The following is a 14161-nucleotide window of genomic DNA, read 5'->3' as shown; positions in this document are numbered from 1 at the left end:
CGGTCGTGTCGGCTCCGCCGAGAGGGGCGGTGTCGGCTCCGCTGCCGGTGGCGTCGAAGGCGCTCACGCGGACTCACCGCCGAGCCAGTCGGAGAACCGCAGGCCGGAGATCCGCTCGTACGCCTCGATGTACCGCGCCCGGGTCGCCTCGACCACCTCCGGCGGGAGCGGGGGTGGCGGGGTTTCCGAGGCCCGGTCCCAGCCCGAGTCCGGGCCGGTCAGCCAGTCGCGCACGAACTGCTTGTCGAAGCTCGGCTGGACGCGGCCGGGCTCGTACCCGTCCGCCGGCCAGTACCGGGAGGAGTCCGGGGTGAGCACCTCGTCGGCCAGGATCAACTCGCCCCCGGACACGCCGAACTCGAACTTGGTGTCCGCCAACAGCACCCCACGGTCGGCGACCATCTCGGCGGCCCGCGCGTACACCTCCAGGGTGGCGGTCCGGAGCCGGCCGGCCAGCTCGTCCCCGACGATCGCCGAGAGCTGCTCGAACGAGATGTTCTCGTCGTGGTCGCCCACCGCCGCCTTGGTGGCCGGGGTGAAGATCGGCTCCGGCAGGCGACTGGCCTCCACCAGCCCCCCGGGCAGCTCAACGCCGCACACCGACCCGGATTCGACGTACTCGGCCATCCCGGACCCGGTCAGGTACCCGCGGGCCACGCACTCGGCCGGAACCATGTCGAGACGGCGCACGACCATCGCGCGGCCGAGCACCTCGGCGGGGATCCGCTCGTCGTCGAGAGGCCCCGCCAGGTGGTTCGGCACGTCGAGGGCGTCGAAGAAGTAGGCGCTCATGGCCGTGAGCACCCGGCCCTTGTCGGGGATCGGCGTGCTCAGCACGTGGTCGTACGCCGAGATCCTGTCCGTGGCCACCAGGAGCAGCGTCTCGGCGTCGACCTCGTATAACTCGCGGACCTTCCCGGCGGCGAGATGGCGGTAGGTGGAGAGCTCGGGTCGCATGGGGGCCAGCGTAGTCGGAGGGTGTCGGGACGCCCGATCCGCCGATCGGTATCGGCACCCGGTGCGCCCCGGGTCATCAATCGACTCACCCCAGCCGCGCGTCCAGCCACTCCCCCAGCGCCGCGTACGCCTCGTCCGCGCACACATCGTTGAACAATTCGTGGAGGCCGCCCTCGAACTCCCGGTAGGTGACCTCCGGCCGCGGGTCGTGATCCGATCCCGCGACCTGGGCGAACCGCCGGGCTCCCTTCGGTGAGGTGATGGAGTCCGCCGACCCGTTGATCACCAGAGTCGGAAGCCGCAGGGAGCTCGAGCGCTCCAGGAACCTCTGCCCGCCCGCGAGCAGCGTCCCGGCGGCCAGGGCCGGCACCCCCTTGTGGTGCACGAGCGGGTCCGAGGTGTAGTCGGCGACGTACTCGGCGACGCGGGAGATCTCGTTCGGATCCAGCTTCTCCACCGGCAGGAACGGCAGGAGACGGGCGATCACCGGGGCCGCGGCCTTCAGGGGCGCGGGTGTGCCCTCACCCACCACGATCCCCGGAGAGGACAGGATCAGCCCTGCGAGATCCCAGGGACGTCGGAGGGCGGACTCCCCCGCGATCAGCCCACCCATCGAGTGCCCCATCAGCAGCCGCGGCAGGGATCCCGTGCCGTCGCCGGCGGGGGTGCGGGTCCACTCCAGGACCGCGTCGCGGACGGCCAGGTTGTCCCGGATGTGGGTCTCCACCGCGACCCTGGCCCGCGGTCCGGGCGCGGTGCCGTGACCCCGGAGGTCGTAGGTGACCACGGAGACGCCGTGATCGGTCAGGAACCGCACGGTCCGCCCGTACCGGCCGGAGTGCTCACCGAAGCCGTGGACCAGCAGGAGCAGGGCCCGGGGGGCCTCGGCGTGGTGCAGGGTCGCCTGCAGACCGGAAGTACCGGGGACGGGGATGACGGTCTCGCGCATGCGCCGAGACTAGCGCCCTCGGGCCGCCGTCCTCCCCCAAAGGTGCCAACCGGATCTCCACCTCGGGCGTCAAGACGGGCGCCCGCACGCCGACGAGCATGGAACGGGTCCGAGAGATCCGTCCGGAGACGGTCCGGACGCCCATGACACAGGAGGTCCCCGTGGTCCCCACCACCCCCGCGACGTCGCCGGAACCCACATCCGGCCGGAGTCGCACCCGACGTCGGATCAGGCATCGCACCCGACATTCCATTCGCCGCTCCACCCGACGCACCCACCGCTCGGCCGGAGCGGTGGTCGCGGCGACGGCCGGAGCGCTGCTGCTCACGATTCTCGGCGCGTGCGGTCCCGCGGAGCCTCCACCCACTCCGCTCCCCTCCCCGCCCGCCGTCGCCGCCGACCTGACCGGGGCCGGCCTGACCCGGGCAGACGTGGACGCGTGGCTCGACGGGACGATCCCGTCGGCGCTCGAGTCCGGGCGGATCGCCGGGGCGTCGGTCGCGGTGGTCCACGACGGCGAGCTCCTCACCGCCCGCGGGTTCGGGGAGGCCGAGGTCTCCACCGGCACCGCCGTCGACCCGGCAAGGACCGTGTTCCGGGTGGGGTCGGTCTCGAAGACGGTGACCGCGACCGCCGTGATGCAGCTCGTCGACCGCGGCGAGGTCGACCTGGACACCGACGTCGAGCACTACACCGGCCTGGACCTCCCCCACGACCACCCGGTGACTCTGCGCCATCTGCTCTCACACACCCCCGGCTACGAGGAGCGCGCCGCGGGGCTCTTCCTGCCTCCGGGTCAGGCTGTGGACCTGCGCCGCTCCCTGGCGGAGGATCCGCCCGCCCAGGTGTACGAACCGGGCACCACACCCGCGTACTCCAACTACGGCATGGCGCTCGCCGGGTACGTCGTGGAGGCGGTGAGCGGCATGCCGTTCGAGGACTACGTCGAGCAGAACATCCTCACCCCGCTCGGGATGACGTCCTCGTCCTTCGCCCAACCGCTGCCGGACCACCTGGCGCAGGAGGTCTCCCAGGGATATCCGACCTCGGACGAGGCGACGATCGACTTCGAGGTGGTGGGCGTGCCTCCCGCGGGCTCGATGAGCGCCACGGCCACGGACATGGCGCGGTTCATGCTCGCCCATCTCGGCCACCCCGCCGGTGGCAGCGCGGGTACGGGCGGAGACACAGCCATCCTCAGTGACGAGGCCCTGCAGCTCATGCGGGAGCCCGCCCTCGACGCCGCCTCCCTCGGGGCCCTGGCCTCCGGTCCGAGGATGGGGCTGGGCTGGTTCGACGAGTCCCGCAACGGCCGGGCCGTCGTCGGGCACGGCGGCGACACCCTCGCGTTCCACTCCCACCTGCAACTGTGGCCCGACGACGACACGGGCGTCTTCCTCTCCGTCAACAGCACGGGGGCCGACGCCGCCGCTCTGGCCCTGCGTGAGGACCTGCTCGACGGGTTCGCCGACCGGTACTTCCCCGCCGACGATGCGACGCCCGTCGCCGTCGACCCAGCGACCCGGGCGGACCACGCCCGCGCCCTCGCCGGCACGTACGAGAGCACGCGCGGATTCCACACCACGTTCCTCACGCTGGTCGGCCCCCTCCAACCGATCCGGGCGACGGTCGTCGACGGCGACCGGGTGCGCTTCTCCCCCGGCGTGGGGATCCGGTCCACCGTCTACGAGGAGGTCGAGCCGTGGGTGTACCAGGAGGTCGACGGCCACCGGGTCCTCGCGGTGCGGACGGACGACGACGGCGGGGTCCAGCTCATCGGCCACGACTCGGCGATGTCGCTGACGCCGGTCACTCCGGCACGCGCCGTGGCGCTGCCGGGCCTCGTCGGCGGTGGCGTGGTGCTCCTGCTCACGGTCCTGGCGTGGCCGGCGGGGGCCCTCGTCCGACTGGTGCGCGCCCGGCGGGTGCGCGTTCGCCGCGACGTTCGTCCTGCCGACGGCGCGCCCGTGGGTCCCGCCCGGGTCCCGCGCCTCGCGACCCGCCTCGCGGCCCTGGCCGCGGTGCTGGGATCGGCCACGTGGGCTTACGTCCTCGTCGCCGCTCTGGGCATGGAACCGGTGCCGACCGCGGTGATCCGCACCGCGCAGACGCTCACCGCCCTCGGGGTACTGGGGCTGCCGTTCTCGGTGTGGTGGACGATCGCCGTGTTCCGCGTCCGCTCGGGTCGGCTCCGTCCGGCCGCCGCGGTCATGGTCGTCCTGGGGTTCGCGGCGTTCACCTTCGGCGCGGTCGAGTTGCTGCTCCTGTCCCCTGACATCAGCTACTGACGGCCCGGTAGGAGAAGATGTCCGTCATGCGCACCGACCAGCTCACCGCCCCCGGGGCCTGGTGGGACGCGCGCCTGACCAGGCTGGGATTCCGGCGGCCGGTGGCCCGCGACGCCCTGCTCGCGGTGACGGTCGCGGTGGTCATGGCCGCGGCGGTCCTCACGGCCATGCGGTACGCGCCGGCCGACCTCGCCCCCGCCGAGGGGACGGTGACGTGGTTCGTCGCGATCGTCGTGGTCCAGTCCCTGGCACTCGCCCTGCGGCGGGTACGGCTGGGGTGGTGCGCGGTACTAGTGATCGCCACCCAGGTCGGTCTGGTGGCGCTCGACCCGGAGGTCTCGGTGCGGGGGATCGCGGGGATCGTCGTGGCCGTGACCCTCGGGACGATGTTCCCCGCCGGGCGGGCCCTACGGATGGCCGCCGCCGCGACCGGGGCGGAGTCCGCGGCGGTCGCGGCGGTCGCCCTCGCCCGCGGCGCGGGGATCGGCGTCACCGTCGAGCACGTGCTCTCCACGGTGGCGGTGTGGATCCCCTCGGTGCTGCTCGGGGTGTACCTCGCGACGAGACGGGACCACCTGCGGCTCGTGCAGGAGCGGGCGGACCGGCTCGAGCGGGACCGGGATGCCCGGGTGAGGTCGGCCGTCACCGAGGAGCGGGCCCGTCTGGCCCGCGAGCTGCACGACGTCGCCGCGCACCACCTGTCGGCGATGGTGGTGCAGGCGGCGGCCGTGGAACGACTCGTCGACCGCGACCCCGACGCCGCGCGGACCGGGGCGGTGTGGCTGCGGAACCAGGGGCGCGAGACCCTCGACAACCTGCGGCAGATGGTCGGACTCCTGCGCGAGGACCCCGAGGACACCGAGGACGCCGGGGACTCCGCGCACGCCGGGGAGGCCGGGGGCCGCGACGGACTGGCCCCGGTGCCGGGAGTGGCGGCGCTGGACCACCTGGCCCGGACGGCGCGGGCCCTCGGCGACCGGGTCACCGTCGAGCACGTCGGCGATCCGAACCCCCTGCCCACCCTCGTCGATGTCTCGGTGTTCCGGGTGGCCCAGCAGGCTGTGACGAACGCCCGGCAGCACGCGCGCGGCACGGACGTGACCATCCGGGTCATCCACGAGGTCGACGGGGTGGTGCTCGAGGTACACAACGGCCCCGCCCGCACGCCTGCGGAGCCGGAGCGGGCCACGCGCGGCGGCGCCGGCCTGGCGGTCATGCGCGAGCGCGCCGATCTCGTCGGGGGACCCTCGAGGCGGGCGCGACCGACGACGGTGGATGGCGGGTGTGGCTCCGGGTCCCCCTCGCCACGGATGACGGGAGGCGGGAATGATCCGGGTGGCCCTGGTCGACGATCAGGCGGTGGTCCGCGTCGGATTCCGGGTGCTGTTGGAGGAGGCCGCGGACCTCGAGGTGGTCGGCGAGGCGGCCAGCGGGCCCGAGGCCGTCGCCATGGTGCGTCGCGCCCGGCCCGACGTCGTCTGCATGGACGTGCGGATGCCCGGCGGGGACGGGCTGACCGCGACCCGGCAGATCGTCGCCGACCGCGACGGCGATCTGCCCGCCGTGCTCGTGGTGACGACCTTCGATCTGGACGATTACGTCTTCGGGGCTCTCGAGGCCGGGGCCAGCGGGTTCCTCCTCAAGGACTGCGATCCCGCCGACCTCGCCCACGCCATCCGGCGCCTCGCCCGCGGGGAGGGGATGGTCGACCAGGCCGTCACCCGGCGCGTGATCGCCGAATTCGCCCGCCGACGCCCCGCCCCGGACCCCGCGCAGGCCGCCGGTCCCCTCACCCCCCGGGAACGTGACATCGTCCGGCTGCTCGCCGAGGGCATGTCGAACTCCGAGATCGCCGCCGCTCTCCACGTGGAGCAGTCCACCGTGAAGTCCCACCTCGGGCGGGCGATGACCAAACTCGGCACGAGGGACCGGTTGCAGACCGTGGTGTGGGCCTACCGGACGGGGGTCGCGGGCGGGACGTGACCGCCCGAACCTGTCCCGCGTGGACAGAGCACCTAGAGGATCGCGCCCGGGGTGTACCCGGCGGCCTCCGGGTGGCGGCGGGCGAGTTCCGTGGCCCGCGCGACCACCGCGTCGACCTGGTCTCCCGCCGCACCCACGAACGCCGCGCGGTCGGACAGCGCCTCGTCGAGCGCCGCGCGATCCAGGGGCAGCCGGTCATCCGCGGCCAACCGGTCCAACAGGTCGGGTTCGCGGCCCTCCTCGCGCATGGCCAGCGCCACCGCGACCGCGTTCTCCTTGATCGCCTCGTGGGCCACCTCTCGCCCGACCCCCGCCCGGACGGCGGCCATGAGGACCTTGGTGGTGGCGAGGAACGGCAGGTAGCGCTGGAGCTCCTTGTCGATCACCGCCGGATAGGCGCCGAACTCGTCCAGGACGGTGAGGAAGGTCTCGAACATCCCGTCCAGGGCGAAGAACGCGTCCGGCAGTGCCACGCGACGCACCACCGAGCAGAAGACATCCCCCTCGTTCCACTGCGCGCCCGCGAGCTCGGCCGCCATGGAGCCGTAGCCGCGGAGCACCACCTGCAGGCCGTTGACGCGCTCGCACGAGCGGGTGTTCATCTTGTGGGGCATGGCCGACGAGCCGACCTGGCCCGGCTGGAACCCCTCCGTGACCAGCTCGTGCCCGGCCATGAGACGGATGGTCTGCGCCAGCGACGACGGCCCTGCGCCGAGCTGCACCAACGCGGAGACGACCTCGTGGTCGAGCGACCGCGGGTAGACCTGCCCTACCGAGTCGAAGGTGCGGGAGAAACCCAGGTGCTCGGCGATCCGGCCCTCGAGCTCGGACATGGCGGCGGCGTCACCGCCGAGGAGGTCGAGCATGTCCTGGGCCGTCCCCATCGGGCCCTTGATCCCCCGCAGCGGGTACCGCTCGAGCAGCGACTCGACCCGCTCGAGCGCGACCAGCAGCTCGTCGGCGGCGGAGGCGAACCGCTTGCCGAGCGTGGTGGCCTGCGCGGCGACGTTGTGACTGCGCCCGGCCATCACGGTGTCGCGGTGGGCGACGGCGTGCTCGGCCAGTCGACGGACGGCCGCCACGCCCCGGTCGCGGACGAGCTCGAGGGAGCGCACCACCTGCAACTGCTCGACGTTCTCGGTGAGGTCCCGGCTCGTCATGCCCTTGTGGATGTGCTCGTGCCCGGCGAGGGCGTTGAACTCCTCGATGCGGGCCTTGACGTCGTGTCGGGTGACCCGCTCGCGCTCGGCGATCGACCCGAGGTCGACCCGGTCGATCACCGCCTCGTAGGCCTCGATCACGCCGTCGGAGACGTCGATGCCCAGATCCCGTTGGGCGCGCAGGACCGCGATCCACAACTGGCGCTCGAGGACGATCTTGTGCTCGGCGGACCACAGCGTGGCCAGGTCGGCGCTCGCGTACCGCGAGGCGAGGACGTTCGCCAGGCGGGGCTTGACGGTCTGCGGGGAAGCGGCGTTCTGAGCGGTCACGCCACCCAGTATCGCAGGGCGGTCAGGAGACCATGGATCCGCCGGTGGACCCGTTGAAGATCTCACTGGCGTTGACGTAGACCTGCTCCACCGTCAACGGGGCCTGCAGCAGCAGCCACGGGCGGAAGATGTACACGGCGGTGGTGATGATCTCGGCGGAACCCATGCGCCGACGGTAGCGTCCCCGGGCGTCCCCCGTGACCCGTTCTCACGGCAGGAGCACCGCTCTCACGGCAACAGCACGGCCTGGAGCCGATCCATGGCCTCGGCGATCGCCTCGGTGCCGCCGGCGAAGCTCAGCCGGACGGTGTGCCGCCCGTCGACGGTGTCGAAGTCGACACCCGGGGTCAGGGCCACCCCGGTGCGGTCGAGGATCTCGGCGCACCACGCCACCGAGTCGTCGGTCCACTGCGAGACGTCGACGTAGGCGTAGAAGGCACCATCCGGCGGAGCGATCCGTCCCACCCCCAGCTCGCCCAGGCGGCGTAGCACCAGGTCGCGGTTGCGGGCGTACCGCCGGACGTGCGAGTCGAGCTCAGCGGCGGAGACCTCTGTGAACGCGGCGACGGCGGCGAACTGGGCGTGCGCGGGCGGGCAGATGGTGAGGTTGCCGATGAGCCGGTCCACGGGGGCGTGCAGGTAGCGCGGCAGCAGCATCCACCCGATGCGCCACCCGGTCATGGAGAAGTACTTGGAGACCGACCCCACCACCACGGATTCGCGGCTGGTCCGCCACGCGCTCGCGCACTCCCGACCGTAGGCGACCCCGTGGTAGATCTCGTCACTGATGAGCAGCGTGCCCCGGTCCTCGCACCAGCGCGCGAGGGCGGCGAGTTCGGCGGCGTCGATGATCGTCCCGGTCGGGTTGGCGGGACTGGCCACGACGAGACCGGCGGGCGCGTGCCCCAGCTCCGCCGCGACGGCCTCGAGTTGGGCGACCGTGGGCTGGTACCGGGTCTCGGGACCACAGGCAACCTCGACGACGCGGCACCCCAACGCCTGGAGGGTGTTCCGGTACGCGGGATACCCGGGGCGGGCCATCACCACCGCGTCCCCGGGGTCGAACGCGGCCAGGAACAGCACGGTGAATCCGCCGGAGGACCCGGTGGTGACGACGACGTCGTCGACGGCCACCTCGACGCCGTCGACCCTGCGGTGGTGGTCCGCGATGGCCTCCCGTAGCGGCCGGATGCCGAGGGCCTCGGTGTACCCGAGGATCTCGGTGTCCAACGCGCGTCGTGCCGCCTCCAGCACCGGCGCGGGCGCCGGCGTCGAGGGCTGCCCGGCGCAGAGCGAGATCACGTCGCCGTGCGTCTCCTGGCGCCGCGCGGCCGCCGCGAGGACGCTCATGACATGGAAGGGCTCGACGGCCGACCGGCGAGAGGGGGTACGCGCGACGCTCATGCCCCTGACGCTAGCGCCCCGACACCGAGCGCCAGCGCCCACGTCAGAGGGCCAGGCCGAACACCCACACCATCAGGGTCATGGTGACCAGCGTGATGAGCACGATCCCCACGAGGTTGAGCCAGACACCACCCCGGATCATCTGCCCGATCGTCACGTATCCCGATCCGTAGGCGATGGCGTTGGGCGGGGTCGCCACCGGCAACATGAACGCGCAGGTGGCGGCCAGCGCCACCGGAACGGCCAGGAGCATCGGATCGAGCCCGAGCCCCAGCGCCACCCCGCCCGCCACGGGCAGGAAGGTCGCGGCGGTGGCGGTGTTGCTCGTCAGCTCGGTCAGCATCAGGACCCCGCCCGCGGCGACCACGACCAGCAGGACGACCGGCAGCCCGCCGAGGCCCGCGGACTTCTCCCCGATCCACTCGGTGAGCCCGGAGCCGGAGAACTGGGACGACAGCGCCAGCCCGCCGCCGAACAGCAGGAGCACACCCCACGGCAGGGCGAGGGCGGCCTCCCACGTCAGCAGCCGCACGCCACGCGCGGTGCCCGCGGGCATGAGGAACAGCACGAGCCCGGCGATCAACGCGATCCCGGCGTCGGAGACCGGCGGGCTGTCCCACACCAAGGGCACCGCCACCCACGCGACCGCGGCCGCGATGAACACGGCCAGAACGCGCTTCTCGCCCGAGGAGATCGGGCCGAGGCTGCGCAGCTCGTCGTCGAACAGTTTCCGCCCGCCGGGGATCTGCTCGACCTCGGGCTTGAACAGGACCTTGGTGAGCAGGAACCAGGCGATGACCAGCATGACGATGGACAGGGGCAGACCGACCATCATCCACCGGCCGAAGCCGAGGATGATGCCGTGCTCGCTCTCGAGGTAGCCGGCGAGCAAGGTGTTGGGCGGGGTCCCGATGATCGTGGCCAACGACCCGATCGACGCGGCGTAGGCGATGCCCAGCATGAGCGCGGTCCCGAAGTTCGACCGGATGACGGCCTTCTTGACCTCGTCGGATGTCGGGTCCGACGAGGAGTCCATGTGGGGCAGCGCCCCATCCGGGTCCGCCTCCCCACCGGACCCACTCCTGCTCAGCTCCGAGGCCAGCATGAGGACCGAGACCCCGATCGGCAGCATCATGACCGCTGTGGCGGTGTTGGACACCCACATGCTCAGGAACCCGGTCGCGATCATGAACCCGGCGATCACCCGTGTCGAGCGGGTGCCCATCGCGCGGACGGTCAACAACGCGATCCGCCGGTGCAGGTTCCATCTCTGCATGGCGATCGCGATCAGGAAGCCGCCCATGAACAGGAAGATGATGTTGTTCCCGTACTGGGCGCCCACGTCGTCGACCGAGATGTCCTGACCCAGCACCGGGAACGCGATGAGCGGCACCAGCGCGGTGGCCGGGATCGGGATGCACTCGGTCATCCACCAGATCCCCAGCAGGACCGCCACGGCTGCGGTCAACCGCGCGTTGTGCTCCAGATCCCCCGGCATGACCGCGTAGACCACCAACGCCGCCACGACCCCCGCGACGGTCCCGATCACACTGCGGATGAACTCCCCGCGCGGCACGGCCCCGTCACGTTCGCCGGGCGATTTCTGCGCGATCTCCATTCCACGGGTGGGGTCCGGCTCCAGGCCGCTCAGGTGCGGGGCCATGACCATCCTCCGGCCGCTCGGTCGTTCCTGATCGCCGGTCGCCATTCGCCGTCCCCCTCGCGTGTGACACACCCCGGAGCGGTCCCCCGGGGTGCAGTGCACTCACCGTAAACGTGATCCGGGCGCGGGTCAGGCGATCAGCCGCCGAGGGAACCCAACGGTGCCGAGCCGAGTGCGCCCGAGCCCATCGAGAGCGACCCGTCGGGCGCCACCTCGAGGCCGAACACCGCCAGCTCGCGCACCGGCCCACCCGCGTCCCCGACTGACACGACGAGCTCGTACCGCCCCGGCGCGAGGGGCGCGGGGGGTACGAGGGTCACCGCGCGGGTGACGGTGGCACCGACCTCGACGCTCTGGGGCACCGACGGCCACTGCTGACCGTCGACGAGGACGGGCATCTCCACCCGTTGCGAGCCCGGGCCGGTGAGCGTGGCTCGCAGCTCTCCCGCATAGGCGGCCCCCGTGGAGTCCATCCGCACCGAGGCGTCGAGCACCTGGCGGTCCCGGTCCGGCCGGAGTACCGCGTCCCCGACCGCCGTGAGCCGGACGGGCAGGGAGACGACCGGGTCGGCGGGCCGGGTCGACGACGGGGTGCCGTCGCCCACCACGGGCCACCCGCCGACCCAGTCCAGGCGGTCGAGCATCATGTAGCGCCGCTGCACACCGTTGGGGAGAACGGCGCTGCCGCGGGGCGCGGCGTGGTAGAGCATCCAGTCCTGCCCCGCGTCGTCGGTGGTCACGTCGACGTGACCCGGGCCCACCCAGTCGGCGTCACCCTTGAGGATCACATCTCCGGGGAGCGGCGCGCCCGGCGCCTGCACCAGCGGACGCTGCTGCCGGTCGGTGTACGGCCCCATCACGCTGTCGGCGCGGCCGCCCAGAACCCGGTACTGCGACTGCTCGCCGTCGCAGCACAATCCCGCGCTGGTGAACAGGTGGGTCCTGCCCTCTCTGGTGAGCACGGCGGGCGCCTCCACCCCCGTGCCCGCCACCAGGACGGGGTCCCCGACGAGCGCCGTGCCCGCGGGGTTCATCGGTACCGCGTGGATGCCCTCGAAATTGCCCATGAACATGACGGGCCCGTCGTCGGTGAACACGACCTCGGGGTCCATGGGGTCCAGGTCCTGGTAGGGGGCGTCGGCACCGAAGCAGACGATCGGCGCCGAACCGTGGGTCCACGGGCCCTCGATCCCCGGCGCGGTGGCCATGCCGATACAGGGGGCCGGGCCTCCGGTGGTGTAGTACATGACGGCACCGGTGTCGGTCACGTGGACGTCCGGGGCCCAGAGGAACGAACCCTGGGGCGCCCACGCCGGACGGGAGCCGAAGGCATCCCCCACGTACTCCCACTCGACCAGGTCGAAGGAACGGAAGTGCGGGACGAGCCGGTAGCCGGCGCCGTCCGACCAGTCGTCGGAGGACGCGTAGACGTGGAACGCCCCGTCCGCTCCCCTCTGGACGGACGGATCCGGCGCGATCGACGAGATCACCGGGTTGGCGCCGGCGGGGACCGCCGCGGTCGCGGAGACGACGGGGATGACGACGGCCAGAGCTGCGGCCCCGAGGGCGCGGGCACCGCGCGAGATTCTCATCGGCCGATGATAGACCCGCAATCCCCCTTTATGTGACGGTATGTCACTTCGGTCCCGGGCGTCGTTCGCCTACTATCCCTGACTCGCCCGGCGTTCCTTGCGCAGCAGGAAGCGCTGGATCTTGCCCGACGGCGTCTTGGGCAGCTCGCGGACGAAGTGGACCTTCCGAGGGAAGGCGTGGGCGGCGAACTCCGTCTTGACCCACTTCTGCAGGTCCGCCACCGTGTCGTCGTCGCCCTCGACCCCGTCCCGCAGCACGACATACGCCTCGAGCACCTCGCCGGCCAGGTCGTCGGGAACGCCGATGATCGCCGACTCCAGGACGTCCGGGTGCCTGGCCAGAACGGACTCCACGTCGAACGGGCCGATCCGGTAACCGGACATGATGATCACGTCGTCGTCGCGGCTCGAGAAGTAGAAGTGACCGTCGGCGTCGAGCGTGGCCGCGTCGCCCGTGTAGTACCAGCGACCGTCCGCGCTGAACCGCTCGGCCGTCTTCTCCGGCGCGTCGTGGTACCCCGTGAACCACATGAGCGGGCTGTCCGGGACGTCGATCGCCACGCGGCCGAGTTCCCCGACCGGGGCGGGCTCATCGGCATCGGCCGCGAGCACGGTGCACGCCCAGCCCGGAAGCGGCACGCCCATGGAGCCCGGCCGGACGTCCTCGCGGAGCGAGTCGTGCCAGGGATTGATGATGAACATCCCGTGCTCGGTCTGACCGTACTGGTCCCGGACCTCGACACCGAACTGCTCGATCGACCACTCGATCACCTCGGGGGTCAGCGGCTCCCCGGCGGAGGAGGCCCGGCGGAGCCTGACGTCCGGGGCGATCTCGCGCTTCGCCCGCATGGTCCGGTAGACGGTCGGCGCGGCCGCGAAGTTGGTGACCCCGTAGTACTGCAGGACCGCGAAGGCCAGTTCCGGGGTGTATCGCGCGTGGAGCAGCAGGCTGCGGCGCCCCACGGCCAGCGGACCGAGGATGCCGTAGTAGAGGCCGTACGCCCAGCCCGGATCGGCGCCGTTCCAGAACACGTCGTCGGCGCGCACGTCCAGACCGGTCTCGATGTACTGGTGGAACGCGGCGAGCGCCCGGACGGGGACCACGACGCCCTTGGGGGTGCCGGTGGTGCCGGAGGTGAACAGCATGACCATCCCGGCGTCAGGGCCGGTGACGGCGGCCGCCCGGCCGGACTCGCGGGCGTCGACGATCGTGTGGAGGTCCAGATCCCCCTCCCGGGCCGCGGGGCAGTCCGCGAGCCCCGCCACGACGATCGGCACCGACGTGGTCTCGAGCTTGTCCCGCTGGTCGGCATCCGTCACGATCACTCTGGCCGCCCCGCCGGTGAGCCGCATCTCGATGGCGGGCCACGCGAACGCGGTGAACAGCGGCATGTGCACCGCGCCCAGGCGCCAGATCCCCATGAGCGTGAACACCAGGTCGGCGGACTTGGACATGAGGGTGGCGACCCGGTCCCCCTCGCCCACCCCGAGGGCCGAGAGCGCGGCGGCCACCTTCTCACTCCTCGCCCTGAGCTCGCCGTAGGTGATGTCCCGACCCGACAGGTCGGCATCGATCACGGTGAACGCCACCGCGTCGGGATCGTGGCGGTCACACAGGAACTGCGCCGCACTCGCGCCGGGCACGTCGTAGATCGCCAGGAGCTCGTCCGGGGACAACGGGAGAGCGGCGGGTGGAGTGGTCTGGGCCATATCTGCAGACATGTCTCCGGATACTGCTGCACGGACCCGCCGCGCACCACCCACCGACGGGCACCCCCGCTTTCGGGGCTGGTACGACCGCACGGACGCCGTGCACTCTAATGAGACCAGCCCCA

The 14161-nt window shown here is 72.1% G+C and carries 11 protein-coding genes and 1 pseudogene; 3 read left to right on the top strand and 9 right to left on the bottom strand.

The window, feature by feature from the left end; translation table 11 throughout:
- Nucleotides 1–63 precede the first annotated feature (63 nt).
- Both CT688_RS03580 and CT688_RS03575 read right to left on the bottom strand, forming a co-directional pair.
- Nucleotides 64–957 (bottom strand): phosphoribosylaminoimidazolesuccinocarboxamide synthase, encoded by an 894-nt coding sequence (locus tag CT688_RS03580; RefSeq protein WP_107755781.1) that lies wholly within the window; start codon nt 955–957, stop codon nt 64–66.
- Nucleotides 958–1042: 85 nt separating this feature from the next.
- Nucleotides 1043–1906 carry an alpha/beta hydrolase gene (locus CT688_RS03575; protein WP_107755780.1) on the bottom strand — a complete coding sequence of 288 codons (864 nt, stop codon included), beginning with the start codon at nt 1904–1906 and terminating at the stop codon, nt 1043–1045.
- A 161-nt stretch (nt 1907–2067) separates the two neighbouring features.
- Here CT688_RS03575 and CT688_RS03570 point away from each other — a divergent pair, with 161 nt between their 5' ends.
- Complete coding sequence (locus CT688_RS03570; protein ID WP_159077981.1) at nt 2068–4194, top strand: serine hydrolase; 2127 nt, start codon at nt 2068–2070, stop codon at nt 4192–4194.
- Here CT688_RS03570 and CT688_RS17640 read toward each other — a convergent pair.
- A complete protein-coding gene (locus CT688_RS17640; protein ID WP_234414843.1) occupies nt 4184–4498 on the bottom strand; it encodes a hypothetical protein in 315 nt (104 codons plus the stop codon). The two genes, CT688_RS03570 and CT688_RS17640, sit on opposite strands and share 11 nt — an antisense overlap.
- 82 nt (nt 4499–4580) lie before the next feature.
- Here CT688_RS17640 and CT688_RS18050 point away from each other — a divergent pair.
- Together CT688_RS18050 and CT688_RS03560 are read left to right on the top strand one after the other, a co-directional pair.
- Nucleotides 4581–4982 (top strand): annotated as a pseudogene (locus CT688_RS18050) (histidine kinase); the annotation flags it as partial.
- Nucleotides 4983–5520: 538 nt separating this feature from the next.
- Nucleotides 5521–6177, top strand: coding sequence for a response regulator transcription factor (locus tag CT688_RS03560; protein ID WP_107755778.1), 657 nt, complete (start codon nt 5521–5523; stop codon nt 6175–6177).
- Nucleotides 6178–6209: 32 nt separating this feature from the next.
- Here CT688_RS03560 and purB read toward each other — a convergent pair whose 3' ends face one another.
- From purB to CT688_RS03535, 6 genes are all read right to left on the bottom strand, one after another.
- The gene (gene purB / locus CT688_RS03555) at nt 6210–7667 is read right to left on the bottom strand and encodes an adenylosuccinate lyase (RefSeq protein WP_107755777.1); all 1458 of its coding nucleotides are present in this window, start codon (nt 7665–7667) and stop codon (nt 6210–6212) included.
- Nucleotides 7668–7689: 22 nt separating this feature from the next.
- On the bottom strand, nt 7690–7833 hold the full coding sequence (locus CT688_RS17265; RefSeq protein WP_156607098.1) for a hypothetical protein: 144 nt from the start codon (nt 7831–7833) through the stop codon (nt 7690–7692).
- Between the two features lie 62 nt (nt 7834–7895).
- The gene (locus CT688_RS03550; RefSeq protein ID WP_107755776.1) at nt 7896–9071 is read right to left on the bottom strand and encodes an aminotransferase class I/II-fold pyridoxal phosphate-dependent enzyme; all 1176 of its coding nucleotides are present in this window, start codon (nt 9069–9071) and stop codon (nt 7896–7898) included.
- A 43-nt stretch (nt 9072–9114) separates the two neighbouring features.
- Entirely contained in the window at nt 9115–10779 is a 1665-nt protein-coding gene (locus tag CT688_RS03545) for a DASS family sodium-coupled anion symporter (RefSeq protein WP_107755775.1), read from the bottom strand.
- A 92-nt stretch (nt 10780–10871) separates the two neighbouring features.
- Nucleotides 10872–12326, bottom strand: coding sequence for a family 43 glycosylhydrolase (locus CT688_RS03540; protein WP_107755774.1), 1455 nt, complete (start codon nt 12324–12326; stop codon nt 10872–10874).
- A gap of 72 nt (nt 12327–12398) precedes the next feature.
- Nucleotides 12399–14048 (bottom strand): AMP-binding protein, encoded by a 1650-nt coding sequence (locus tag CT688_RS03535; protein WP_107755773.1) that lies wholly within the window; start codon nt 14046–14048, stop codon nt 12399–12401.
- Nucleotides 14049–14161 lie beyond the last annotated feature (113 nt).

This window comes from Dietzia sp. JS16-p6b (genome assembly GCF_003052165.1).
Taxonomy (GTDB): domain Bacteria; phylum Actinomycetota; class Actinomycetes; order Mycobacteriales; family Mycobacteriaceae; genus Dietzia.
Note: the sequence above shows the minus strand (reverse complement) of the source record. Positions and strands in the feature narration are given on the sequence as shown.